Origin of the sequence: Psychromonas sp. CNPT3 (genome assembly GCF_000153405.2) — a bacterium.
GTDB lineage: Bacteria > Pseudomonadota > Gammaproteobacteria > Enterobacterales > Psychromonadaceae > Psychromonas.
This window is the reverse complement of the sequence record NC_020802.1, coordinates 588,136-613,320: the sequence shown is the minus strand read 5'-3', so window position 1 is coordinate 613,320 and position 25,185 is coordinate 588,136. Positions and strand designations below refer to the sequence as shown.

At 37.1% G+C, this 25,185-nt stretch carries 20 protein-coding genes and 1 tRNA gene; 17 read left to right on the top strand and 4 right to left on the bottom strand.

Translation table 11 applies throughout. The features are described 5' to 3' along the window. Window positions 1-165: 165 nt before the first annotated feature. Genes ubiE through hemB form a run of 8 tightly spaced genes read left to right on the top strand, consistent with a single transcriptional unit; the run spans window position 166 to window position 6,477 of the window. Window positions 166-921 (top strand): bifunctional demethylmenaquinone methyltransferase/2-methoxy-6-polyprenyl-1,4-benzoquinol methylase UbiE, encoded by a 756-nt coding sequence (gene ubiE / locus PCNPT3_RS02740; RefSeq protein WP_015464341.1) that lies wholly within the window; start codon window positions 166-168, stop codon window positions 919-921. An 11-nt stretch (window positions 922-932) separates the two neighbouring features. Further along, a complete protein-coding gene (locus PCNPT3_RS02735) occupies window positions 933-1,559 on the top strand; it encodes a ubiquinone biosynthesis accessory factor UbiJ (protein ID WP_015464340.1) in 627 nt (208 codons plus the stop codon). Window positions 1,560-1,585: 26 nt separating this feature from the next. Then, the gene (ubiB, locus tag PCNPT3_RS02730) at window positions 1,586-3,223 is read left to right on the top strand and encodes a ubiquinone biosynthesis regulatory protein kinase UbiB (protein ID WP_015464339.1); all 1,638 of its coding nucleotides are present in this window, start codon (window positions 1,586-1,588) and stop codon (window positions 3,221-3,223) included. Between the two features lie 56 nt (window positions 3,224-3,279). Continuing rightward, window positions 3,280-3,498: a twin-arginine translocase TatA/TatE family subunit gene (gene tatA / locus PCNPT3_RS02725; protein ID WP_015464338.1), complete on the top strand. Its 219-nt coding sequence runs from the start codon at window positions 3,280-3,282 to the stop codon at window positions 3,496-3,498. Beyond that, a complete protein-coding gene (gene tatB / locus PCNPT3_RS02720; RefSeq protein ID WP_015464337.1) occupies window positions 3,498-3,887 on the top strand; it encodes a Sec-independent protein translocase protein TatB in 390 nt (129 codons plus the stop codon). Before tatA ends, tatB begins: the two co-directional genes overlap by 1 nt. Continuing rightward, complete coding sequence (gene tatC, locus PCNPT3_RS02715) at window positions 3,884-4,648, top strand: twin-arginine translocase subunit TatC (protein WP_015464336.1); 765 nt, start codon at window positions 3,884-3,886, stop codon at window positions 4,646-4,648. Before tatB ends, tatC begins: the two co-directional genes overlap by 4 nt. A gap of 18 nt (window positions 4,649-4,666) precedes the next feature. Further along, entirely contained in the window at window positions 4,667-5,455 is a 789-nt protein-coding gene (locus PCNPT3_RS02710) for a TatD family hydrolase (RefSeq protein WP_015464335.1), read from the top strand. Between the two features lie 11 nt (window positions 5,456-5,466). Continuing rightward, window positions 5,467-6,477 carry a porphobilinogen synthase gene (gene hemB, locus PCNPT3_RS02705; RefSeq protein ID WP_015464334.1) on the top strand — a complete coding sequence of 337 codons (1,011 nt, stop codon included), beginning with the start codon at window positions 5,467-5,469 and terminating at the stop codon, window positions 6,475-6,477. A gap of 92 nt (window positions 6,478-6,569) precedes the next feature. On the opposite strand, the gene PCNPT3_RS02700 is transcribed toward hemB, so the two are convergent. Next, window positions 6,570-7,724 (bottom strand): Wzz/FepE/Etk N-terminal domain-containing protein, encoded by a 1,155-nt coding sequence (locus PCNPT3_RS02700; RefSeq protein ID WP_015464333.1) that lies wholly within the window; start codon window positions 7,722-7,724, stop codon window positions 6,570-6,572. Between the two features lie 358 nt (window positions 7,725-8,082). After that, window positions 8,083-9,099 (bottom strand): tRNA (adenosine(37)-N6)-threonylcarbamoyltransferase complex transferase subunit TsaD, encoded by a 1,017-nt coding sequence (gene tsaD / locus PCNPT3_RS02695; protein ID WP_015464332.1) that lies wholly within the window; start codon window positions 9,097-9,099, stop codon window positions 8,083-8,085. Window positions 9,100-9,350: 251 nt separating this feature from the next. On the opposite strand from tsaD, the gene rpsU reads away from it, so the two are divergent. The 8 genes from rpsU (at window position 9,351) to aspA (ending at window position 19,521) form a co-directional block, all read left to right on the top strand. Continuing rightward, window positions 9,351-9,566 carry a 30S ribosomal protein S21 gene (rpsU, locus tag PCNPT3_RS02690; protein ID WP_015464331.1) on the top strand — a complete coding sequence of 72 codons (216 nt, stop codon included), beginning with the start codon at window positions 9,351-9,353 and terminating at the stop codon, window positions 9,564-9,566. A 19-nt stretch (window positions 9,567-9,585) separates the two neighbouring features. Then, a complete protein-coding gene (locus PCNPT3_RS02685) occupies window positions 9,586-10,029 on the top strand; it encodes a GatB/YqeY domain-containing protein (RefSeq protein ID WP_015464330.1) in 444 nt (147 codons plus the stop codon). A gap of 79 nt (window positions 10,030-10,108) precedes the next feature. Continuing rightward, window positions 10,109-11,854, top strand: coding sequence for a DNA primase (dnaG, locus tag PCNPT3_RS02680; protein ID WP_015464329.1), 1,746 nt, complete (start codon window positions 10,109-10,111; stop codon window positions 11,852-11,854). Window positions 11,855-11,949: 95 nt separating this feature from the next. After that, entirely contained in the window at window positions 11,950-13,782 is a 1,833-nt protein-coding gene (rpoD, locus tag PCNPT3_RS02675) for an RNA polymerase sigma factor RpoD (RefSeq protein WP_015464328.1), read from the top strand. A gap of 192 nt (window positions 13,783-13,974) precedes the next feature. Further along, a tRNA-Ile gene (locus PCNPT3_RS02670) sits at window positions 13,975-14,051 on the top strand. A gap of 1,525 nt (window positions 14,052-15,576) precedes the next feature. Then, entirely contained in the window at window positions 15,577-16,677 is a 1,101-nt protein-coding gene (locus tag PCNPT3_RS02665) for an O-antigen ligase family protein (RefSeq protein ID WP_198006670.1), read from the top strand. Then, the gene (locus tag PCNPT3_RS02660) at window positions 16,674-17,474 is read left to right on the top strand and encodes a glycosyltransferase (RefSeq protein ID WP_015464326.1); all 801 of its coding nucleotides are present in this window, start codon (window positions 16,674-16,676) and stop codon (window positions 17,472-17,474) included. Before PCNPT3_RS02665 ends, PCNPT3_RS02660 begins: the two co-directional genes overlap by 4 nt. Before the next feature lie 586 nt (window positions 17,475-18,060). Beyond that, window positions 18,061-19,521, top strand: a complete 1,461-nt coding sequence (gene aspA / locus PCNPT3_RS02655) for an aspartate ammonia-lyase (RefSeq protein WP_015464325.1) — start codon at window positions 18,061-18,063, stop codon at window positions 19,519-19,521. A 237-nt stretch (window positions 19,522-19,758) separates the two neighbouring features. On the opposite strand, the gene PCNPT3_RS02650 is transcribed toward aspA, so the two are convergent. After that, window positions 19,759-22,668 carry a UvrD-helicase domain-containing protein gene (locus PCNPT3_RS02650; protein WP_015464324.1) on the bottom strand — a complete coding sequence of 970 codons (2,910 nt, stop codon included), beginning with the start codon at window positions 22,666-22,668 and terminating at the stop codon, window positions 19,759-19,761. Window positions 22,669-23,161: 493 nt separating this feature from the next. Here PCNPT3_RS02650 and dcuC point away from each other — a divergent pair, with 493 nt between their 5' ends. Further along, a complete protein-coding gene (gene dcuC / locus PCNPT3_RS02640) occupies window positions 23,162-24,529 on the top strand; it encodes an anaerobic C4-dicarboxylate transporter DcuC (protein WP_015464322.1) in 1,368 nt (455 codons plus the stop codon). A gap of 134 nt (window positions 24,530-24,663) precedes the next feature. On the opposite strand, the gene nsrR is transcribed toward dcuC, so the two are convergent. Further along, the gene (gene nsrR / locus PCNPT3_RS02635; RefSeq protein WP_015464321.1) at window positions 24,664-25,113 is read right to left on the bottom strand and encodes a nitric oxide-sensing transcriptional repressor NsrR; all 450 of its coding nucleotides are present in this window, start codon (window positions 25,111-25,113) and stop codon (window positions 24,664-24,666) included. Window positions 25,114-25,185: the final 72 nt, after the last annotated feature.

Here is a 25,185-nt window from a genome sequence, read left to right as displayed (position 1 = left end):
AGCGCAAAGATGCTCTACTATAAAGAGCCTCTTTTTATATTTTAAATCAAAAAAAATGCAAACATAGTAACAAAAAGTAACACTCTTTTGCAGTATGACAAATAAGTGCCAATCAGGTATTATCTGATACTCTTATTAGTAAATTGAACACGGGCAGAGTAGACAATGAATAAGGCACCAGAAAATACCACACATTTTGGTTTTAAAACCGTTGATGAAGATAAAAAAGTAGAACTCGTTGCAGAAGTGTTCCATTCTGTCGCAGCAAAATATGATGTGATGAATGATGTTTTGTCTCTGGGGATCCATCGCCTTTGGAAACGTTTTACAATTAATTGTTCTGGTATTAGAAAAGGTCAAAAAGCACTTGATTTAGCCGGTGGGACTGGCGATTTAACCGCCAAATTCTCACGTATCGTAGGCCCAACAGGGCAAGTCGTATTAGCAGACATTAACGACTCCATGCTAAAAGTGGGACGCGCTAAGCTACGCGACTTAGGCATCGAAGGAAATGTGGAATACGTACAAGCAAATGCGGAAGAATTGCCTTTTCCTGACAACTATTTTGATGTGGTCAGTATTGCATTTGGGTTACGTAACGTCACCGATAAAGATAAAGCGCTTGCCTCTATTTACCGTGTATTAAAACCAGGTGGACGATTACTCGTCTTGGAGTTTTCAAAGCCCATATACAAACCTTTAAGTAAATTCTATGATTTTTATTCTTTTAATATTTTGCCTAAACTCGGAAAGTTAATTGCCAACGACAGTGAAAGTTACCAATATCTTGCTGAAAGTATTCGCATGCACCCAAATCAAGAAACCTTAAAAGAAATGATGAACAAAGTAGGCTTTGAAGGTACAGAGTTCTTTAATTTAAGTGCGGGTATTGTAGCGTTACACCGCGGTTATAAATATTAAACGAGGCACTTATGTCCCTAAATGATTTGTTTTGTGCAGCCCTAGAAACAGGCCTAAATAAGTTACAAGAACTAGACGGCAGTAGCAAAAAACAACGAAAAAAACTTGCTGAACGCGTTATTGCTATTACATTTAAAGAATTTAATAAATCCCTTTATTTTGTGATCAGCGAGCAACAAATCGATATACTCAGTTCTTTTGATGGATCAACAGACTGCACTATTCAGTTAAGTGTATTTGCACTGAATGATTTAAAAAACAATCAGAAACTAACCATGCTTATTCGTGAAGGCCAATTGGATGTTATTGGTGACATACAACTCGCTCAACAATTTGCCCAATTAATCACTACCATGGACATCGATTGGGAAGCTTTATTAGCCAATAAAATAGGGGATGTACTGGCACATAAGTTGTGCTATCTCGTCAGTAAAGGGCATCAACAAATTAATAGACAATTACAGCAAAAAACAACGCAACGAGTCGCCCTGATCCTTGCCGAAAAAAACATTGCGCCAATAGCGTTAGAGGTCGCATTCTTTTGTGATGAAGTCAGTGAGGTAGATCAACAACTATCCGCTTTAGACGCGCGTTTTAATAACCTTTACACGCAGCTAACACTTGCTATCAATAGATAGCATAAAGTATCAACACTGGATATTGCATGATAAAATTTACAGAAATTTCTCGCTTATATACCCTAAATAAAACATTTATTGAATATGGTTTAATTGAGTTTGTCCCCGTCGGCAACCGCCCTCTTATCTATTCAATTATACGCATCTGCCTTTTTTGGGTTCGCCGTAAATATAAAAATTTAAGTTTAGCTGAGCGCTTACGTTATAGCCTGCAATCTCTTGGTCCCATTTATATAAAACTAGGTCAAATGTTATCAACGCGTAGGGATTTATTGCCCCCTTTGTATGCGGATCAACTGGCGCATTTACAAGACAATGTTCCCCCTTTTTGTGGTGAGCTAGCAAAACAGGAAATAGAACGCTCTTTAGGGAAACCCATTGAAGCACTTTTTTTAAATTTTGATAAAAAAGCATTGGCTTCCGCTTCTATCGCCCAAGTACACACTGCAACATTAATTGCAGATAACCGAGAAATCGTCATAAAGGTTATCCGCCCAAATATTAAAAAGACTATCCAAGCAGATCTACAATTAATGAAATGGATAGCACAATTAATGCAACGTTTTTTAAAAGAAGCTGACAGGTTGCGCCCTGTTGAAGTGCTCGGTGAATATGAAAAAACAATTATTGATGAGCTAGATTTAATGCGAGAAGGTGCTAATGCCATTCAACTTCGCCGTAATTTTTTAAATTCAAAAGTACTTTACATCCCCGAGATCTACTCTGATCTTTGCACCAAAAATGTATTAGTAATGGAGCGTATCTACGGTATTCCAGTCTCTGATATTGAGGCATTAAAAGCACAAGGAACTAACCTGAAATTACTTGCAGAGCGTGGTGTTGAAGCCTTTTTCAGTCAAGTTTTCAGGGATAGTTTTTTCCATGCAGACATGCATCCTGGTAATGTGTTTGTCTCCTATGAGCACCCTGAAGATCCTCTTTGGATAGGTATTGATTGTGGTATCGTTGGCACCCTAAATAATGAAGATAAACGCTATTTAGCTGAAAACTTTCTCGCCTTTTTCCATCGCGATTATCGACGCGTTGCACAATTACATGTTGATTCTGGATGGGTACCGGAAGATACCCCCGTCGAAGAATTTGAATTTGCTATCCGTACAGTGTGTGAGCCTATCTTTGAAAAGCCATTGGCAGAGATCTCTTTTGCAGCCGTATTAGTCAATTTATTTACGACAGCGCGCCGCTACAATATGAAAGTGCAACCGCAATTGGTTTTATTACAAAAAACACTTCTTTATGTCGAAGGATTAGGCAGACAGTTATATCCTCAACTCGACTTGTGGGATACCGCAAAACCCTTTTTAGAGAATTGGGCCAAAGAGCAGATAAGCCCTCAGCAATTACTTAAAACTTTTAAGAAAAAACTACCTTTTTTATTAGAAAAATTACCCGAGATCCCGGAGCTAATTTACCATAACTTAGCCAATGGAAAATCAATTCAGCGTCAACAGATGTTATTAATTAGCACGCTTAACAAACAACAGAAACAAAATAGCAAAGGTTATTTTTATTCTGCAATTGGGGCAACAAGCACACTTGTTGCCACCTTTGCTTATTTACAAGGCGATAGTCAATTTGCAATGCTGGCGAGTATTCCCGCCATTTTTGCATGGTTACTTGCTTGGCGTCAGATTAATCGCTAATATACTTTTCAGACTATGTTACAAATTATTAACTTTATTTAAAATAGGAAATATTTATGGGTGGGATCGGTATTTGGCAATTAGCAATCATTGCAGTTATTGTAGTTTTATTATTTGGCACTAAAAAATTACGAGGTATGGGTGATGATTTAGGTGGCGCTATAAAAGGCTTTAAAAAAGCATTAAAAGAAGAAGAGCCTGCCAGTTCTCTAGAAGAAAAAAAAGACGAGAATGTTACAAATAAAAAAACAAACACTGAAAAAGATGGCGAATAATGTTTGATATTGGTTTTTGGGAAATGATGCTGGTCGGGGTGATCGGCCTTATCGTATTAGGCCCTGAACGATTACCTACCGCGATACGTAGCGTAATGCGTTGGATAAATAGCGCCAAAAAATTAGTTAATTCGGTCAAAAATGACATATCTCAAGAATTAAAGTTACATGAGATGAATGAAAATATGATCAAAGCAACTAAACAAGGATTTGATGAACTCGATCCTGATCTTAAAAAATCGATTGAAGAGATGCGATCTATCGCAAAAGAGGTCACAAAACCTTATAAAGATACAGTGCAGACCTCTAATAACGAAGAGACACAACAAGAAACAACAGCGCACACAACACAAACCAAAGATACCGCTGAAAAGGACGTAATACGATGAGCGCTGAAAAATCTGGCACTAAAAAAACAGAGCATAGCTTACCGTTGATCTCTCATTTACTTGAACTTCGCGATCGCTTATTACGAGTTATCGCGATTGTTATTGCGCTTTTCTTTAGTTTAGTCTTTTTTGCCAATGACATTTACCATTACTTAGCAATCCCTCTAACCAGTCAACTTCCCGAAGGCTCAACCATGATCGCAACGGACGTTGCAACCCCTTTTTTCACTCCCATAAAATTAACCATCGTCTTATCTATTTTTATTGCTATCCCGGCCATTTTATACCAAGTATGGGCATTTATTGCGCCCGGACTTTATAAACATGAGCGTAAACTGGTAGCTCCCTTAGTGATAAGCAGTGCTTTTCTTTTTTATCTGGGTATGGCCTTTGCTTATTTTGTGGTATTTCCTATCGCGTTTTCCTTTTTCACCAGTACCGCACCAGAAGGCGTCATTATCGCCACGGACATTAGTAGCTATTTAGATTTTGTTTTAAAATTGTTTTTTGCCTTTGGCTTGGCATTTGAGATCCCAATTGCAACACTCGTGTTGTGTTGGACGGGAGCGACAACACCGAAGCAACTTAAAGAAAAACGCCCTTACATCGTGGTAGCAGCCTTTATTTTCGGCATGCTTTTAACCCCGCCCGATATTATTTCACAAACACTACTCGCGATCCCCATGCTTATTTTGTTTGAATTAGGCCTGTTATTTACACGTTTTTATGTCCCAAAAGAAACATTAGCACAAGACTCATAACGAGGTAGGAAGCTTAGCATGATAGATATTGGCATTAATCTTACCAACTCACGCTTCGATAAAGACGTTGAGACTGTCATCTCCAATGCTAAAGAAGTCGGTTTACAAGCATTGCTGATTATTGGCACAAGTATTAAAGAAAGCCAAAAAGCCATTGCGCTTTGCGCCACAGATAAAGACTTTCTTTATTGCTGTGTCGGCATTCATCCACATGACGCTAAAACATTAACCGATGATAGCATCGGTATTTTACGTCAATTAGCAAAAAACGCACAAGTTAAAGCCATTGGTGAGTGTGGACTCGACTTTAATCGCAATTACTCCACGCCCCAAGAACAAGAAAAAGCATTTACAGCGCAACTTGCCCTTGCTGTAGAGTTACAATTACCGGTATATATGCATCAGCGCGATGCCCACGCGCGTTTTATTGAATTATTAAAGCCTTATATCAACAAATTACCTAAAGCCGTTTTACACTGCTTTACGGGATCGAAAAAAGAACTCGAAGAGTGTTTAGCGCTCGGCCTATATATTGGAATAACCGGTTGGGTTTGTGATGAGCGCAGAGGTTTGGACTTGTTAGATTTACTTAAATACATCCCGAGTGATCGTTTAATGATTGAAACGGATGCGCCTTATTTATTACCACGATCAATGCGCCCAAAACCAAAGTCCAGCCGTAACGAGCCTAAATATTTACCTTATATCGCAACGACTGTCGCTCACGCTAGAGGCGAGACTTTGACTGAGTTAATACAAAACACAACTAAAAACAGCCAACATTTTTTTAATATTCATCCCATTTAAAAGGATCTGCAATGACGCTTTCATCTCACTTTCCAGCTCGTCGTTTACGTCGCTTACGTAAGCATGACTTTTCTCGTCGTCTTGTTGCTGAAAATCAATTGTCCGTTAATGATTTAATTTACCCGATGTTTGTTATAGAGGGGCGCAATCGCAAAGAGCCAATCTCATCAATGCCAGGAATAGAGCGACTGTCTCTCGATTTACTAATAGAAGAATGTATCTGCATTGAAGCCTTAGGTATTCCCGCTATAGCTCTTTTCCCAGTGCCCTCAGCTGACATAAAAACGACTATGGCAGAAGAGGCTTATAATAGTGATGGCCTCACACAACGCGCGGTACGTAAAATAAAAGAAGCATGCCCAAGTTTAGGCGTGATCACCGATGTCGCATTAGATCCTTTTACAACTCATGGCCAAGATGGGATCATTGATAGTGATGGCTACGTGTTAAATGATATCACCACGGAAATATTAGTTAAACAAGCACTATCACACGCTCAAGCAGGCGCTGACATCGTCGCCCCCTCGGATATGATGGATGGTCGCATTGGCGCTATTCGCCAAGCGTTAGAAAATGCAGGTTACATAAATACTCAAATCATGGCGTACAGTGCCAAATACGCCTCAAATTATTACGGACCATTTAGAGACGCTATCGGCAGTACGGGTAACTTAAAAGGCGCTAACAAATCAACTTACCAAATGGATCCTGCTAACAGTGATGAAGCACTACACGAAGCAGCGATGGATATTAGTGAAGGGGCGGACATGGTGATGGTGAAACCTGGCATGCCTTACCTAGATATCGTGCGCCGTGTTAAGAGTGAGCTACAAGTTCCAACATTTGCATATCAGGTCAGTGGAGAGTACGCCATGCATCAAGCTGCCATTGACAATGGTTGGCTCAAAGAAAAAGAATGTATTATGGAGTCTTTATTATGCTTTAAACGCGCAGGAGCAAATGGTGTATTAACCTATTTTGCAAAACGGGTGGCTATTTGGTTAAAAGAAGATCACATATAGTTCTCGCTCTATAACGATTTTATCTTAATAAAAAAGGCTTCCTAATGAGAAGCCTTTTTTATTGTAGAGATTAAAAATAATGTTTTTTATCTCTACTCTTGCTCTTCTTTTTTCGTGATCCAAAAATGTCGAACTAAAAGAATGGAAATGGATAATAGCCCCGCTAATAATGTTGATAATACAACAATCCGCGCACGTTTAGGGGCTGCTCTATTTAATGGAGGCTCAACTCGGTTTAAATAACGAAAGGGAACAAAAGAGGCATCGTCAGTAAGCGTTAATGTATTCAAGGCATTTAACGTTATCTGTTTTTCTACCAGTAACGGCTTAAAAAAACCTACGTCAGTTATCGACTTTAATACCACTATTTTTGCTTTTAATGCTTTAGTACCCAGATTAATAGGAAATAAGAGATCACTTTGACCGAAATCTGATTGATAGTTAACAATATTCGCTTCGGTTGCGATTTGATATGCATATTCAGCCTTTTTCAATAACGATGCTAATTCATTTTTTGCTTTTTCTTCTACTATCCGCTGAGATGTTAATAACGCTTGCTTAGCTGCTTTTATAAAAAGAGAAAACTTATTAACCTGCGTTGTTTTTACCTGCTCACTGACAAACTTAATATATTTATTTAGCAATAACGCTGAATTCTTCGACGATGTAGCACGAAAAGACAGTTCTACAACTGAAGCCTTTTTATCAACAGAAGCGTGTATCCTTCCCATCCACCTTTGTAGTTCTTGTCGATAACTTTTTGTGGCTAAACTGACAACTGCGTCTTCGTAATTATCTATTGATACTTTAATGTCATGATCGTCTAAGTAAGCTAAAAATGTTGCATCTTGTTGCAAAAACATTTTTTTACTAGAGGCCGAATTAAAAGAGCGCACAAAAAGAGAAAAAAGGATCTTAGGTTCAAAAAGCGCATCAAATTCATGAGCCTTATTTTTATATTTAGACTCATGTAAAGGGTTGTTTAATATCACACTCACAGCTTTGCTTTGTTGATATAACGTAGCAACATCCGTTAGTTGAGGTTCAATTACCTGACCTTTTGCGATCCACCATTGTTGCGCATTTAACGCATAATAAACAGATCCGATGACAGAAACTGCACAAAGAATACCTATTAACCATTTCCCTTCCCAGATAACATGAAAAATTTCTATTAAATCAATTTCATCAATTTGATTGATATTATCATTTTTTTTATCTACATTATATTCAGGTGTTTTAGTCATAAAATTTTCAGTGCTTATGTTTAGTGTCAACAAAAAGTATAAGCTATAACATAACACATAAAATACACGAGCCTTTATATTTTTTTTATATATTATTTTAAATTACAAGATAAAAACATAAATACGCTTTATATATAAAGAGTTACAGCGTCCTATAAACTTTAACTAAACATTTTAAATGCAAGAAATTATGACAAACAAAAGGACTAAGATTTAAGAGTCTCACTTTAATAAAAAATAAACTAATTGTATCGAGATCACTCCCTTTTTCTATATCCAAAATATATTTATTCAAAAAGAAATAGTGAAAAAAAATTATCTATTTTATCCCTTTGATAATTAAAGATGAAATTTGCATTCAACGTACGCTTGGTAAATCTTCTAACGGCCAGCGCGGTCTTGCTTGAATCGCTAAATCAACAAATTGCCCCGCTTTTAAGCGTTGCATTCCCGCATACGCTATCATTGCGCCATTATCAGTGCAAAATTCATTACGAGGATAAAAAACTTCTCCTCCCATATTTTTCATCAACGTAGCCAGTTGCTCACGCAAAGCAATGTTTGCACTCACGCCACCGGCTACAACCAATCGTTTTAGACCCGTTTGTTTCAATGCACGCTTACACTTTATTGAAATTGTATCAATGACTGCATCTTGAAAAGCCAGTGCTATATCCGCTTGTGTTTGCGCATCTTTTCCTTCTCGAGCAATGGTTATCGAGGCGGCTGTTTTCAGCCCACTAAAGCTAAAATCAAGCCCAGGCTTATTGGTCATAGGTCTAGGGAAGATAAAACGCTTTGGTACGCCTTTCTCTGCCATTTTAGCGAGACGAGGCCCCCCTGGATAATCTAACCCTAATAATTTTGCCGTTTTATCAAAAGCTTCGCCTGCAGCATCATCAATGCTTTCACCTAAAACATGATATTCACCAATATTATCAACCTTCACCATTAAGGTATGCCCACCTGAAACAAGCAACGCTAGAAAGGGAAATTCAGGTTTATTTTCTTCTAACATGGGCGCCAACAAATGCCCTTCCATATGATGCACCGCAATAGCAGGTTTTCCCCAAGCGAAGGCTAAGCTTCGGCCTATACAGGCGCCCACTAGAAGGGCTCCAACAAGTCCAGGCCCTGCAGTAAAGGCAATGGCATCAATATCGTCTTTAGTGCTCTTAGCGTCGAGTAGGGCCTGTTTTATTAAGGGAATTGTTTTACGCACGTGATCTCTTGACGCCAATTCAGGCACCACACCACCATAGTCCGCATGTAAAGCCACTTGACTATATAATTGATGTGACAAAAGGCCTAAATCGTCATCATAGATGGCGATCCCTGTTTCATCACAAGATGTTTCAATTCCCAAAATACGCATAAAAGAAAAAGTCCTAATTGAACGTTCATAAAAGAGTAAATAGTTTACCTTTTGCGCACCTTTTTTTCTACTTAAAATAAAATATGTAGCTAACTAGATGCAGTTAAACTAAGATCAATGTTACAGATTTGATTTTTTATCAAATATAAGTTCAGTAATCCTTTACTTTTGCACCTAAATAGGATTAAAATCTCGCACCATTTTAAATGCATTGGTCGCTTTACGACCGTAACCATAAAGGTAATAGGCACATGCCAGTAATTAAACTTCGTGAAAACGAACCCTTTGACGTAGCACTACGTCGTTTCAAACGTTCTTGTGAAAAAGCAGGTATTTTAGCTGAAACACGTAAACGTGAATACTTTGAAAAACCAACAACAGTTCGTAAACGTGCAAAAGCTGCAGCAGTTAAACGTCACTTGAAAAAACTTTCTCGTGAAAATGCTCGTCGCGTTCGCCTTTACTAAATAAAACTTAAGGTTTTATATGTCTTTGAAAGTGAAGTTAAAAGAGCAACAAATACTCGCTATGCGAGCGAAGGATAAAGTGCGCTTGCGTACTATCCGTATGTTGCTTGCTGCTGTAAACCAAATTGAAATAGATGAACGTATTGAGCTAGATGATGATGCAGTGACGGCTGTTATTGTTAAATCAGTAAAACAACGTAAAGATTCTATTAACCAATTTGAAAAAGCAAACCGCACTGATCTTGTTGATATTGAAAAGACAGAGCTTGTGATCTTACAAGAGTTTCTGCCTCAACCGCTCAGCTCTGCTGAAGTGAATGCTTTAATCGAGCAAGCTATTGCTTCAACAGAAGCAGGTGGCATGCAAGATATGGGCAAGGTGATGGGCATACTTACAAAAGATATTCAAGGACGAGCGGATATGGGTGAAGTAAGCAAACTTGTAAGAGCCAGCTTAATTTAAATATATCTTCTTGTAACGTATTAAAAGCCTCATACTTATTTATTAAGTCTGAGGCTTTTTTATTTAAAAAGGTTTTACAATGGCAGGACGTATTCCACAAAATTTCATCGATGATCTTATCGCTCAGACTGATATTGTTGATGTGATCGATAGCCGTGTAAAACTGAAAAAACAAGGCAAGGATCATCGCGCGAGTTGCCCCTTTCATAATGGAAATAATAAATCATCCTTTTCTGTGAGCACCGAAAAGCAGTTCTATCATTGTTTTAACTGTGGTGCGAGCGGTAATGTTCTCACTTTTATTATGGAATATGACGGTGTAGAGTTCGTCGATGCCATCGATATTTTAGCCGAACAATTGTCCATTGAAGTGCCTCGCGAAGAAAATAACAATGCAACATCAAGCCCAACACAAACTATCGATAGGAAAGATCTTTATCAGATAATGGCTGATATTACGCATTTTTATCAGCAACAACTTCGTCAGCATATCAATAGTGAAAAAGTAATTAATTACTTAAAAGGGCGGGGCTTATCCGGGAAAACAGCTCAACACTTTAAAATCGGCTACGCGCCAGATGGTTGGGATGAAGTGCGAAAACGTTTTGCAACCTCACCTGAACAAGAAAAAAAACTCATTGATATCGGCATGCTGATCAGTAAGTCAACAGAAGGTGCGGGGAGTTATGATCGTTTCCGAGATCGCCTTATGTTTCCTATTTATGATCGTCGGGGCCGTGTTGTAGGCTTTGGCGGACGCGTATTTGATAATAGTGAACCCAAATATCTCAACTCACCAGAAACGCCCCTGTTTCACAAAGGTAAAGAGTTATATGGTTTATACCATGTAAAACAAGCCTACAAAGACATTCCACGCATTTTAGTCGTCGAAGGCTATATGGATGTCGTTGCCTTAGCTCAATTTGGCGTAGACTATGCAGTCGCATCATTAGGCACTGCTACAACCGCTGATCATATACATACTCTTTTTCGTCATAGCAGTGAAATAATTTGTTGTTTTGATGGTGATAAAGCCGGCCGAACCGCCGCTTGGCGAGCACTTGAAAATGCACTTCCCTACTTACAAGATGGGCGTACGCTGCGTTTTATGTTTTTAGAGGAAGGCGAAGATCCCGATAGTTTTATTCAAAAAAAGGGTAAACAACACTTTGAAACACTCGTAAAAGAAGCATTGCCTTTTTCTGATTTTCTCTTTCAACACCTATTAACGCAAGTGGACATGAGCAATAGAGACAGTAAAGCTAAGTTAGCACAACTGGCTATTCCTCTCATTTCTCAAATGTCAGAAAGTGTCTTTAAAGAGATGATGGAAGAACGTTTGATCACGTTATTAGGGATAGAAAAAAGCGCATTAATAAAATTAATGCCTAAAGCCTCAACGTTATCAGCCCCCAAACAAAGCAAAAAAGTAACGCCGATGCGCTTGGCCATTTCTTTAGTGCTACAGCATCCCAACATTGCTTATGACTTGCCATTATTTCCTGAATTTAAAGAAATAAAACTTCCGGGTTTATCTTTATTAGATCAACTCCTTGATATTTGTAGAACAGCCCCCCATATTAACACGGGACAGTTACTTGAATATTGGCGAGACAAACCAGAAAGCCGTCAATTAAAACAACTCGCAGTATGGAATAACCAAGTTGACGAGGGAAAATATGAAGATGTTTTTTTAGATATCTTAGAAAATTTCTTAACCCTTCATATTGACCAAAAAATTGAACAGTTAAAAATGAAGTCACGTAAAGGCGAAACATTAACAAGTACAGAAATATTACAACTCGCTACTTTGCTGGCTCGCTAGCATTTAAAAATCAAACTAGAAAAAATTAGATAATAAGCGTATAATACAGCGCTTGAATTTTTTAAAATCACCTCTTTTTATTTTGGACGGGATCTATGGCTCAAACACCTCAATCACAGCTCAAAGAGCTTATTATTAAAGGTAAAGAAAAAGGATTTCTAACTTACGCTGAAGTTAACGATCATTTACCGCAAGACATTTTTGAAGCAGAACAGATCGAAGATATCATCCAAATGATTGGTGATATGGGTATAAAAGTTTATGAGACCGCACCTGACGCTGATGAGATCAGCTTAGGTGAAGAAAGTAATGATACAGCCGATGAAGATGCTGTAGAAGCGGCAGCTCAAGTACTTGCAACCGTAGAATCTGAAATCGGTAGAACGACAGATCCTGTGCGTATGTATATGCGCGAAATGGGAACGGTTGAGCTTTTGACGCGTGAAGGCGAAATTGTTATCGCTAAGCGTATCGAAGAAGGGATAAAAGAGGTACAAACTTCTGTATCTGAATATCCTGGCACGATCACAGGTTTACTTGATAATTGGGATAGCTACGAAGCCGAAGAAATGAAACTGACGGATATGATCAGTGGCTTTATAGATCCAAATGATGATATGACCCAAGCGCCTACCGCAACTAATGTTGGCTCAGAATTAACTGACGCACAAAAAAAAGATAACGAAGAAGAAGACGAAGAAGAGGAAGGACCTAAAGGCCCTTGTCCTGAAGAATCGGCTGAAAAATTTACAGAACTTCGACGCTTAAATACCATTGTTGAAGATATGATTGCAAAGCACGGACGTGCACACGCAAAAACGCGTACGGCGATCAATGCACAAGCTGAATTTTTCCAACAGTTTAAATTGATCCCTAAACAATTTGATCGGATGGTAAAAACGATTCGTGCGTCTATGAATATGGTACGTACGCAAGAACGTCTTGTTTTAAAAATCTGTGTTGAACAAAACAAAATGCCTAAAAAAGCTTTTATTAGCTTATTTAAAGGTAATGAAACCAACAAAGCTTGGTTAGATGCAATTTATGCAACCGAAAAAGAATATGCTAAACGCATAAAAGAATTCGATGAAGATTTAGTTCGTTGCATTCGTAAAATGGCTTTAGTTGAAACACAAACAGCATTAACCATTATCAATTTAAAAGAAATCTCACGTAAGATGAGTATTGGCGAAGCAAAAGCACGCAGAGCTAAAAAAGAAATGGTTGAAGCGAATTTACGTTTAGTTATCTCTATTGCGAAAAAATACACTAACCGAGGTTTACAGTTCTTAGATCTTATCCAAGAAGGTAATATCGGTTTAATGAAAGCGGTTGATAAGTTTGAATATCGTCGTGGCTACAAATTCTCGACTTATGCAACTTGGTGGATACGTCAAGCGATCACACGCTCTATTGCGGATCAAGCTCGCACTATCCGTATTCCCGTGCATATGATCGAAACGATAAATAAATTAAATCGTATTTCACGTCAAATGCTCCAAGAAATGGGACGCGACCCACATCCAGATGAACTGGCTGAGCGCATGATGATGCCTGAAGATAAAATTCGTAAGGTACTTAAAATTGCGAAAGAGCCTATTTCAATGGAAACACCCATTGGTGATGATGAAGATTCACACTTAGGCGATTTTATTGAAGATACCACCATTGCTTTACCCGTTGATTGTGCGACAAGTGAAAGCCTTAAAAATGCAACCAATGAAGTATTAGAAGGACTAACAGCTCGAGAAGCTAAAGTCTTACGTATGCGTTTTGGTATTGATATGAATACCGATCATACTCTTGAAGAAGTGGGCAAACAATTCGATGTGACACGTGAACGAATTCGTCAAATTGAAGCGAAGGCATTACGTAAATTACGTCATCCAAGTCGTAGTGAGCAACTTCGTAGTTTCTTAGACGAATGATCTAAATAATAAAAAACCCTGCTTTTGCGGGGTTTTTTATCACTGAAAGAAACAAATTACCAACTTATATAAAATAATGTGTAAATGTTGTCGAATAATTCAGCAAACGCATCAGATATGCTAGACATGAAAATACGAAGCTTATATACTCGCACTTCAAGTTTACTTACATTTAATTAAATGTAGAAATAAGGCCCCTTAGCTCAGTTGGTTAGAGCACACGACTCATAATCGTTAGGTCCCCAGTTCAAGTCTGGGAGGGGCCACCACATTCAACATCAAAGACGCTTTTTAGCGTCTTTTTTGTTTTATAATCCACAGATTTAATGCACAAGTACAATTTGTAATATCCCAAATATTTAATAACATCAGAGATAACACCAACAAAATGTTATCGATGCAGTGTTACTATGGTTAAAAACACCACGCCATCAAACGATACAAAAACAAACGAGCAAAATCAAAGATAAACAATTCAACCTTTCATGGTGATGGGCTAAATACTTAGGATAAAAGCTAACACTACAAAGCAAAGCTTATTTTATGATGTCGATGATTTTTGTCATAAACTCCCTTCCAAAATTAAAAACATAATTATTTTGATGGAACTCGTAAAAACCTGTTATACCGCTTCATCAATCTACTGTTCGATCTGATCAGCCCCTCTCGTACTTATTTTTATCAGTTAAAATAAAAGATAGATCAACTGAAATAATGACTGAACACTTAAACTGTAGTATTTACTTTGCATTCCATTAGGGGTCGTGGCTACGAGGTTTGAATTAAATCACCAACGATCGGGCGAGACAATACTATCCGAAATTACATTGGTTTTAAAAAAACATCGCCTCAGTTGAGTATTTAAAATGAAGCTGAAGAAGAGACTAACAACGAAACTTAAGCCAAACTAGTAGCGGAGCATATGCGCGCTATTACGGCTTTGGTGTTATGTCCTTTAATGTTGAATCTAACTTCATGAAATTAAGCGCAACATTTTTTAAAAAATAATATGTTGTGCTTAATTTCCACGTTTTAAATTATTGATCTACACTTTCGGCATATGTACACCAAAATTTAGTTTCATTAATGGACAAGGCTTACCATTCGAACCACTACCACTCTTTGCGCAGACGTTCTTGTAAGCCTTTTGCAATGATTTTAAGAAACTTTATTGGTGAAGGAGTAAAGTGGCTTAGAATTCGTATTGTATTTTTATTTTATTTTACCTAAAATGGCAACTCAGCATTAAGCCTTTCATTAGGCCTATCTCGTTGATATAAATTTTTATAGCGTTTCTTTCTTTCTTGTTTATAATTGACTTTTATTTTTGATTGCAGGGAAGCTAAATAGGTGACATGGAGGTATACAATTAGTCATTGCCCCTTAATTATGGGTATTTATCAACGGCAAACTGATGTAATGGTGCACAACGAGCAAGCTAACCTGTCGTGTAAATCATTTCGCCTTCACAAATCGCCTAATATGTAGCGCGTTCCTTGATAGTACTGTGACGGATCTTTTCTACAATCATAAAAAGAAAGATCAACTAAACTCGATATAACATGAAAACTGCGATATTTAGTTTGTTATGTCATAATCACTCAATTTATATAATATATAATATATTATGAACACCTTAGGTTTATCAATCGTATGACAGCATGCCGTATTTTTTTTTATAAATTAAAAAAGACATATTCTAATCAACAATTTTTGTATCATCTTTACAGTGTGTTACCCTTTTTATTATCATTAACTTCTATTCTCTGGTTTCGTAATGGCCATAAATCCATTGTGATCGTTGCACTAGTATATCTAATTATTAGATTATTCGTACAGAGTAAGAAAATAATCACTACCAATATATATAACAACCCTTGGCTGAAATATATATTGTTACTCTCGATATTTTCTATTTTTAATTATTGTTACAATAGTACTGGCAGTATAGAAGTTCGCTCTCTTTTAGTTGTTTTTACCTTACTGTTAGTAACACCAAAAAAAACCTTTAATTTAAAAAGTTTACAATATTTATTATTTGCAGGTGCCGTTAATATCACCGCCATTATTGTTTATTATCAAATAATCGAACCTACAAACCGATTTGATTGGCCGGTTAATGCTATCCCTTTAGCTACAATAGCTGCATTTTTTTCTATCAGTTCTTTAACGATGCTCATTAATAACATTAAGAATAAACATAAGGCTATATTATGGATATCATTAATCTTATCAACATATGCAACCCTACTAACCGAGTCTAGAGGCCCTATAATAGCGCTTATAATTATACTAGGTTTAAGCGGTTACTATTACCTTCTGCGCAGTAAAAAGTTAATCGTTAAAGTAATGGCAATTGCTCTCGTTGTCGTCATTGGTTTTTTATCAGTTAAACCTTATATGAGCGCAAGAATAACTCAAACAATAAATGAGGTTAAACATTTAGAAAAAGGTGACTTTAGTACCTCCATCGGCTTAAGATTGCAAATGTACCAACTAGGATGGACACTAATAAAAGAAAAACCTATTCTCGGTTATGGTAAAACGTTACAACCAAAATTAAATGACTTACTCGATAAAAAACAAATAACACCAAGCGTTCATCGTGTTGTATCTTGGACATTTCATAATAACTTTATTGAAAAACAAGTGAACTCGGGGATATTGGGCTCTTTGCTCCTAATGTCTTTATTTATATATCCTATTTATCTAACAAAAAAACATTCTCCTGTTATTAAGTGTTTAGTAATAAATATCTCTCTATTATATTTTCTATGTAGCTTTGTAGATACCCCCTTTACTACTGGTCAAAGCTTAATTATTTACCTTATAATGATCGGCTATATTGAGAGAGCAGGAAGTAACTTAAATAACATACAAAGAGAAAAAGAATGAAAGTAGAAGTCATTATGAGCGCTTATAATAATCCTAGAGATTTAAAATTAGCACTCGATTCTTATGTTAGGCAAACATATAAAAACTTTAGTATCTGCATCGCAGATGACGGTTCAGAAAGTACAATAGAAGCTTTAATTAAAACGTATGCAACGCTTAATATTAGGCATGTATGGCAAGAAGATAAAGGTTTTAGGAAAGCAAAAATATTAAATAAAGCAATCAAAACAAGTACTGCTGAATATATTATTTTTACCGATGCCGATTGTATTGCATCTTCTATGTTTATTCATGATCACATGGATCAAGCATCTTCATCCCATGTAGTGATAGGCGTGCGAGTATATATTAAGAAAAAACTATCAACAAAATTAAGAGAGAATAGACTTGATCCTATTAAATTAGATTCAGGCGTTTGGCTCGTAGTACAATCAATATTAGGACGCTTAACTAAACCAGAGCAGGCCCTTCGTTATCCTGATTGGAGTTTGCCATATTTACATAAAATAAAATCAAGTATGGTGGAATTTGGATCTAATATTGCAATACCAATGGAAAACCTAATACAAATAAATGGCTTCGATGAGGATTTTCAAGGATGGGGATATGAGGATAGTGATTTATTAAGGCGCTTATATTTAACGGGCCTTACGCCTAAAGGTGAATTTGGACGATGTGTCCAATATCATTTACAGCACAAAGTTAACGCAGAAAATGATAATGCTTTAGATATGTTTATGAGTAAAACAAAGGAAAAAAACATACAATGCAAACACGGAATCAATACGCTTGAGTAGTAGTGTATAATAGATACTCGTCATCTTTTGGTGTATTGGGATGTTTTCCCACATTCTGACTACGTGCAGTGTTGAGTATGATCTGATTTTTATCTCTTATTAAAAAGGAGCGAAAAATCAGGATAAACTCAACATTAGGTAGTTGCAAATGTGTGAACGAAGTCTCCTAGCATTTATCGTATGAGATAAGACAGATGTATGAGTGTCATCTTCGCATTACATTTATCACAACATGCCACCAAATTCCTGACAAAATAAACTGACACTCACTTTCACCTGTTGTGATCCTTTAGTTACAAGTCGTATGCAATGGCAAAGCAATACTGATGCTCACAAACGAACTAAACACATGATCCCAGATCATTAATCATGATTTACATCCCATTTCGCTCCGAAATTTTTTAAATAATAACATAAGTTGATCTTCGCTATAGAATATCCCCTAAAGGGAGAGGATCCTATACTGGGTAAGATGATACATTTGGAATGTATCTATCACCCATGCTTGCGAATGGATTCCTTACAACAGCTGGTTCAATATATTAATTTTTATTCTTTTAATAAAAATTTTCATTAAGGCTTTGTTATGTCTCAAACAGTTTCTCTAGATAAAAATGCAACAACATTAAATATTGCAACGCGTACAGAAGAAGATTTACTTGGTAAACGCCAAGTTCCCGCAGATGCTTATTGGGGAATTCATACTCTTCGCGCTATCGAAAATTTTAATATATCTAATAGTACCATTTCAGATGTCCCTGAATTTATACGAGGCATGATATTCACGAAGAAAGCAGCCGCTATGGCAAATAAAGAATTAGGCGCTATTCCATCGGATGTAGGCCAATATATTATTAAAGCGTGTGACGTGATCCTCGATACAGGGAAATGTATGGATCAATTCCCATCTGACGTATATCAAGGCGGTGCAGGTACATCGGTTAATATGAATACAAATGAAGTGATTGCCAATCTAGCACTTGAGTTAATGGGTAAAGAAAAAGGTGATTACGACATTATCGATCCCAACGATCATGTTAATAAAAGTCAGTCCACCAATGACGCTTATCCTACCGGTTTTCGTATTGCCGTTTATAATAGTTTAATGAACATGATTAAATCTCTTGAGTATCTTAAAGGCTCATTTGATGCAAAAGGCAGTGAGTTTTCTGAGGTTTTAAAAATGAGCAGAACTCAACTTCAAGACGCTATCCCTATGACGGTAGGTCAGGAATTTAACGCGTTTGCCATCTCGATTAAAGAAGAAATTAAAAACATTAAATATACGGCTAATTTATTACTTGAAATTAATTTAGGTGCAACAGCCGTTGGAACCGAGTTAAATGCCATCAAAGGTTATCAACTCTTAGCGGTTAAAAACCTTGCTGATATTACAGGATTAGCGTGTACTCCCGCTGAAGATCTTATTGAAGCAACCTCCGACTGTGGTGCATATGTCATGGTGCATAGCGCGCTTAAACGTACCGCTGTTAAACTATCTAAAATATGTAATGATTTACGTTTACTTTCATCAGGCCCTCGAACTGGTTTGAATGAACTTAATTTGCCAGAATTACAAGCAGGCTCATCAATCATGCCCGCTAAAGTAAATCCAGTCATTCCTGAGGTTGTAAACCAAGTTTGCTTTAAAGTAATTGGCAATGACATTACTATTACCTTTGCAGCAGAAGCCGGTCAATTACAACTTAATGTGATGGAGCCTGTTATTGGACAAGCATTATTTGAATCAATTTCACTACTTAATAATGCGTGCATAAACCTACGTGATAAATGCATTACAGGTATTACTGTAAATAAAGAAGTTTGTGAAAAATTTGTATTTAATTCTATCGGCATCGTTACTTATTTAAACCCATTAATTGGTCATAAAGAAGGTGATATCATCGGTAAGATTTGTGCCGAAACAGGTAAAAGTGTCCGAGAAGTTGTTCTAGAGCGCGCGCTGCTGAGCAAAACAGAATTAGATGACATTTTTTCAGTACAAAATCTAATGCATCCTCAATATAAAGCAAAACAGTACAACTAAGATATTCATCCTTAATGACATCGCGCGGCCTGAATAATAAAACCGCGCTGTATCCGTACGGATATTAATATCGGAGGGCGTCCGAACGTAACAATAAAAAAAGTAGCCCTATTGAAGTGACCCCCAATGGTTGGACAACCAATTACTGGGGGTCTTTTTATGTCCAAATATAGTAAAACTTTTTTTATTATCCACCAGCAATATCAAAATATAGCGTTATCAATCAAAATAATTTCCTCAATGGCTCAGCACTGGCCATTTTATTTTTGATTTATCAATCGCATTTTTACAACTAAGTGCATCATTGCCTCTATAATTTCGACATCCCCAAAACTCACCTTTTTTACTACTCCTTAGTAGCATCTCCGCACCACATTTATCACACAAAGGCACTACATCGTGACAAGATGAGTTTAAACAGGCTTTAAAGCCTACATATACCGTTTTTGTCATCAGGCTATGGCACTTAATGCAAGCTCTTTCTTTGTAAGCGCACAGAGGGAAATGAGAGCAATAATAGAAATGGCCATAACGGCTAACCCCCGCTTTTAACACACCAGTTTTACAGACTAAACAATGGCTTTGATGAGCCTGTTTTGGCGAACTCTCATCGTCAAATTCATTCAGTTCAATTTCATATTCACTAATCAACTCTTGCACAAAAATACTGGAATTTTGCATATCAGCAATAATATAAACGCGATTTTTAGCGCGCGTTAATGCAACATAAAACAAACGACGCTCTTCACTATGTTCAAACGTTTCTTCTTTAGCAAGTAAGGCATCTAAAATAGCAGGCGTTGCTTTAGAGGAAGGAAAACCATGCTTACCTGTTTTCATGCCAATGATCACCACTTGATCCGCTTCTTTACCTTTCGCGGTATGAAATGACTGTGTTTGTATCTTTAATATGGGATATCGTTGATTTAAACGTGTAAGGGTTAATTTGTCCGGTAATAAAAACCAAAAACGAGCAAGTAAATACACACTTGTCGGTTTATTAGCTTTACGCGCAATCGCACTTAATACCTCGTCAAGGGCACCATTCGTTATTTCATCAATGTTATTTGGAGTTGAAAGGGTAAGTGTTCGCTTACACAACAATGATATAGCAGGCAGACTCACCTGATCATTTGCTATGATCGTTTTATATATTTGAGAAGGATTTTTAGAGATAAAGTCAGTGGCGACTTGCGCTATTTTATTATTAAAACGAAAAGTACGATCTAATTCAGTTTGAGTTGTATGACCAAAATAATGTGAAAAACTGGTTGTCAGCGATACATCCGCGCCATTGAAACGATAAATAGCCTGCCAATCATCGCCAACAGCAAAAATTGAACTACCTTGACAGTTATCACGTAGCGCCTTCACAAGACGAGCACGAGGCTCTGATATATCTTGGAACTCATCGACCATAATATAACGCCAAGAGGGCTTAAATTGCCCACTTTGAATATACATTAACGCCTTAGAGATCATATCTTCAAAATCAATTTCATCACGGCTTAGTAAATGTGCTTGATAAGCTTTAAAAAGGGGTTTTAATAACGTAAATGCTTTCGCCATTTGCTTTTTATCTTGAGCTGTCTTAATGATATTTTCTTCTAACTCAGCATCTAAGCAAGCACTCTTATATAAACTCACTAACTTGGTAAATATTTCTGCAAGCGCGCTAATACGCCCACTCTTCTTTAAACTCGCAAGCATTGCTTCAGGAGGTAATAATTCACATTCTAGGTGTTTGTTTTTTAAATGTTTAGCAAGTTTTTTGAATAAAATATCTTTTTTATGATCCGCATAGGTTAATTCAATACATTGCGTTTTATGATGCTGATGCGTTTGCCTCTTCCATTGTATTGATGCCTGATATTCCTCTCTATTGATATAAGGCGCCGTATCTCCATTTTCATCGATGCCGTAATACTCTATATAAATATTTAACTCTACTAAAAAGAAATCGGGCTGATATTGACGGTGCTCTCTGTTTTTTACATCAAACGCATAATTAGCTTCATACTGATATTCAATACCATGATTAAATAACCAATTAGCAATATACAACTCACCAAAACTTTTAACCCTCTCCCCTTTTAAGGTGCGTATATCATTATCAATTAAGTATTGATAATAATCGCCCAAACTTTCAAACTCAAAGTCGTTCTTTTCTACATAATAATATTTACTAAAATATTCTAAAATTAAAGAACAATACGCTTCATTATTGTAAATTAACCCTTCAAAATATGTCTGGATCCATTTTGCTTTGGCTTTTTCATCACCTGCAAATATCGATAGGCAAGGTTTAGCGCCCTCGACCTGCGCAATAATGCTCTGCCCAAGACTGTGAAAAGTGGTTGCGCTGATTTTATCAGTACGTAGCTTGTCGACTATTCTAGCGTCCATTTCATCGGCAGCCGCTCGCCCGTAAGCGAGCAGTAAAACATCTGAGTGCTGCGCTTGCAGACTATTTAATAAATAACCAGCACGGCCCACCATGACACTGGTTTTTCCGGTTCCCGCTCCCGCAAGTAACAGGTTATTATCGTCATCGATAACACAAGCGCGACGTTGTTTAAGCGTCAAGGGTTTCGACTCTACGTCATCAAAAAACGTTTTAAAGAGTGATAGTTGCTGATTAATATACGCTTCACGGCGTATCTCTATGTCCGCCTTTGACCAGCTCTGATAATCAGATAACAAACCGATTAAAGTCGCTATTTCATCAACGACATTAACTTTCGTCACCCAGGGATACCAGCGCACATACTCCTCTTGTATCGCCAATTTAATATGTTGCACTGTCGATTGGCGCAGATATTTCTGACGAATATATTTATCAATATTGATAATTATATTTTGCAGACGCTTCTTATTGGCCTCTATCCATAAATTTTCACAGTGTATTTGTAGATTAATAGAGGTACGAAAAGCCATTTTCGTTAGTGTGTAGTTTTTTTGGGAAGTATAAAACGAAATATTTTTACCCCATAAACCGGAGCGAAATTTAGGGGGAGAAACGAGCAAATGCCATGCGATCACTAAATGCTCGCCATTGACGACTAACGTTATATTATTTTCATCGAAACAGAGTTTCGTTGAATGACCAAAAAAACGACCAAAAACACTAGAATTGATTGATTTCACAGAGAAAAAAGACCTAATAAAGAAAAGAAGCGAACCATTATTCTAGCAGTAGCAGATGTCTTAACATAACAAAAAAGGCTTAGCTGACTATTTAATAGAGCCTAAAAAACATCTTTTATATACAGAGCGTAATTAAGACCCAAACACGGCACCGCTAAATGTTCAAAAAAGGACACTGGCACAGTAAAACGAAGAAAAATAGAATATGAATAAATAATAAACAATAAAAAATAAAAATATAAAATAAGAATAAAATAAATAATTGATGCATTATTAAATTTAAAACAAAACTCATGCATCAAATTGCCGACATATGGCTTAATAAAGGCAGGCGACGCACTAAACAATGCTAGTTATCCCGAATTTAAGTTAATTAACAACCTAAATATAAGATACATCACAAATATGTGCCGTTTATATCTATTCACCCTAGATAATTGATACCTTACTTTAACTTCTAATACTCAACCATATCATTCTACAAGGCAACCTTATGCTAGAATTATTTATTGGCTTTATCATTACCGTCTCTGTCGGTTATTTCATTATTAAACGATATAATGCAACAGGGATCTTACTCACCGCCGGCGTTATTCTACTTATCATCACAGGCTTACTTGGAAAAAGTATCCTACCCGATAATATTACGCCTACCGGCAACATTCTCACCGATGCACTTGAATTTATTAAATATATGTTGCGATATCGAGGCGGTGGTTTAGGAATGCAAATCATGCTTTTATGTGGTTTCGCAGCTTATATGACAAAAATAGATGCCAACAATGTTGTCGTCAAAGTATGTGCACGGCCTCTAGCGTTTATAAAATCGCCCTATATATTACTTGTAGTCGCCTATTTTGTAGCCTGCTTAATGTCACTTGCAGTCAGCTCTGCAACGGGTTTAGGCGTATTATTAATGGCAACATTGTTCCCGATGATGACAGCGATGGGTATATCACGCGCAGCCGCCGCGTCTGTCTGCGCCTCACCGGTAGCTGTCATATTATCACCCACTTCAGGTGACGTAGTGATTGCTGCAGAAAAATCAGGTATACCACTTGATCAATTTTCACTGGGCACTGTATTACCCGTTTCCATTGCAGCCGTCATTACAATGGCCATCGCTATCTTTTTCTGGAATCGATATTTAGATAAGAAAAACAACACGCCAATGGTTAAAACAGATATAACCACCATTAACGTTACCGCACCGAGTTATTATTTCATTCTGCCATTTTTACCTATCGTTGGTGTATTCTTATTTAACGGCTCTACTATCCCAGGGGTAAAACTAGATATTTATACCATTGTCGTTATGTCTATCTTCATTTCTGCCGTTGTTGATTTCATTAGCAAACGCTTTAATGGCAAAGAAACGCTTGATGATTTAAGTGTATGTTATGACGGTATGGGAGATGCTTTTAAAAGTGTTGTTATGCTTTTGATCGGAGCAGGGGTTTTTGCTCAAGGATTAATGTCTATCGGCGCTATCGATAACTTAATTGGCTTAGCAGAGCAAGCGGGTGCAGGCGGGATTGCATTGATGTTAATTTTAACAGGTATCACCATGGTAGCAGCCATCGCAACAGGCTCCGGTAACGCGCCCTTTTTCGCATTTGTCGAATTGGCACCCGCATTAGCCGGTAAATTAGGATTACACCCCGCATTTTTAATAATACCAATGCTACAAGCCTCAAACCTTGGTCGTACAATATCACCCGTTTCTGGCGTTATTGTCGCAACAAGTGGCATGGCTAAATTAAGTCCATTTGATGTTGTTAAACGTACATCCGTTCCCGTTCTCGTTGGGCTAATTACGGTTGTGATAGGAACAATTATCACCGTACCTATGAGTCTTTAACTCACTTTAGTTAATATATCGACATAGGGTTTGCATGTTAAACGTGCAAACCCTATTTTTATCTGAGCCACTATCTATCAATAGAAGATTTATATTAATGCACTAAAACGGATTAAAAACATTTTGACCTAAAATCAGAGCTCTCCCTTATTGCCACCAATAGGTACGCCCAATAAATTAACCAATGGCACATTATCTTCAACTAAGCTTAAGATTGTATGCTTATTTAGCTCTGCCAAAAATGCATTCGTAGCACTCGCAAGCACCCCCTTAAGCTGACAAGCCCCCACAATATGACAAAAACCAGCATTACAATTAACGATGTTCATCGATTCCATATTTTGAATCACATCACCTAAAAATATTTTATGCGCATCAATACCTAATCTAATTCCTCCATTTTTCCCACGTACCGCATCGATATAGCCCAATTTAGACAATTTACTGATCACTTTAACCATATGATTTCGAGATACATTATAAATATTAGCGACGCTTGATATGTCTGCTAATTCTCCTTTGGGTAATATAGCCAAATAAATCAATGTACGTAATCCATAATCGGTAAATGTAGTTAATTGCACGGCGCCTCCTTTTTAAAATTTTAATAAGCTTGTTGACTAAAAGAAATAGGATCGGTATAAAGATAACATGTA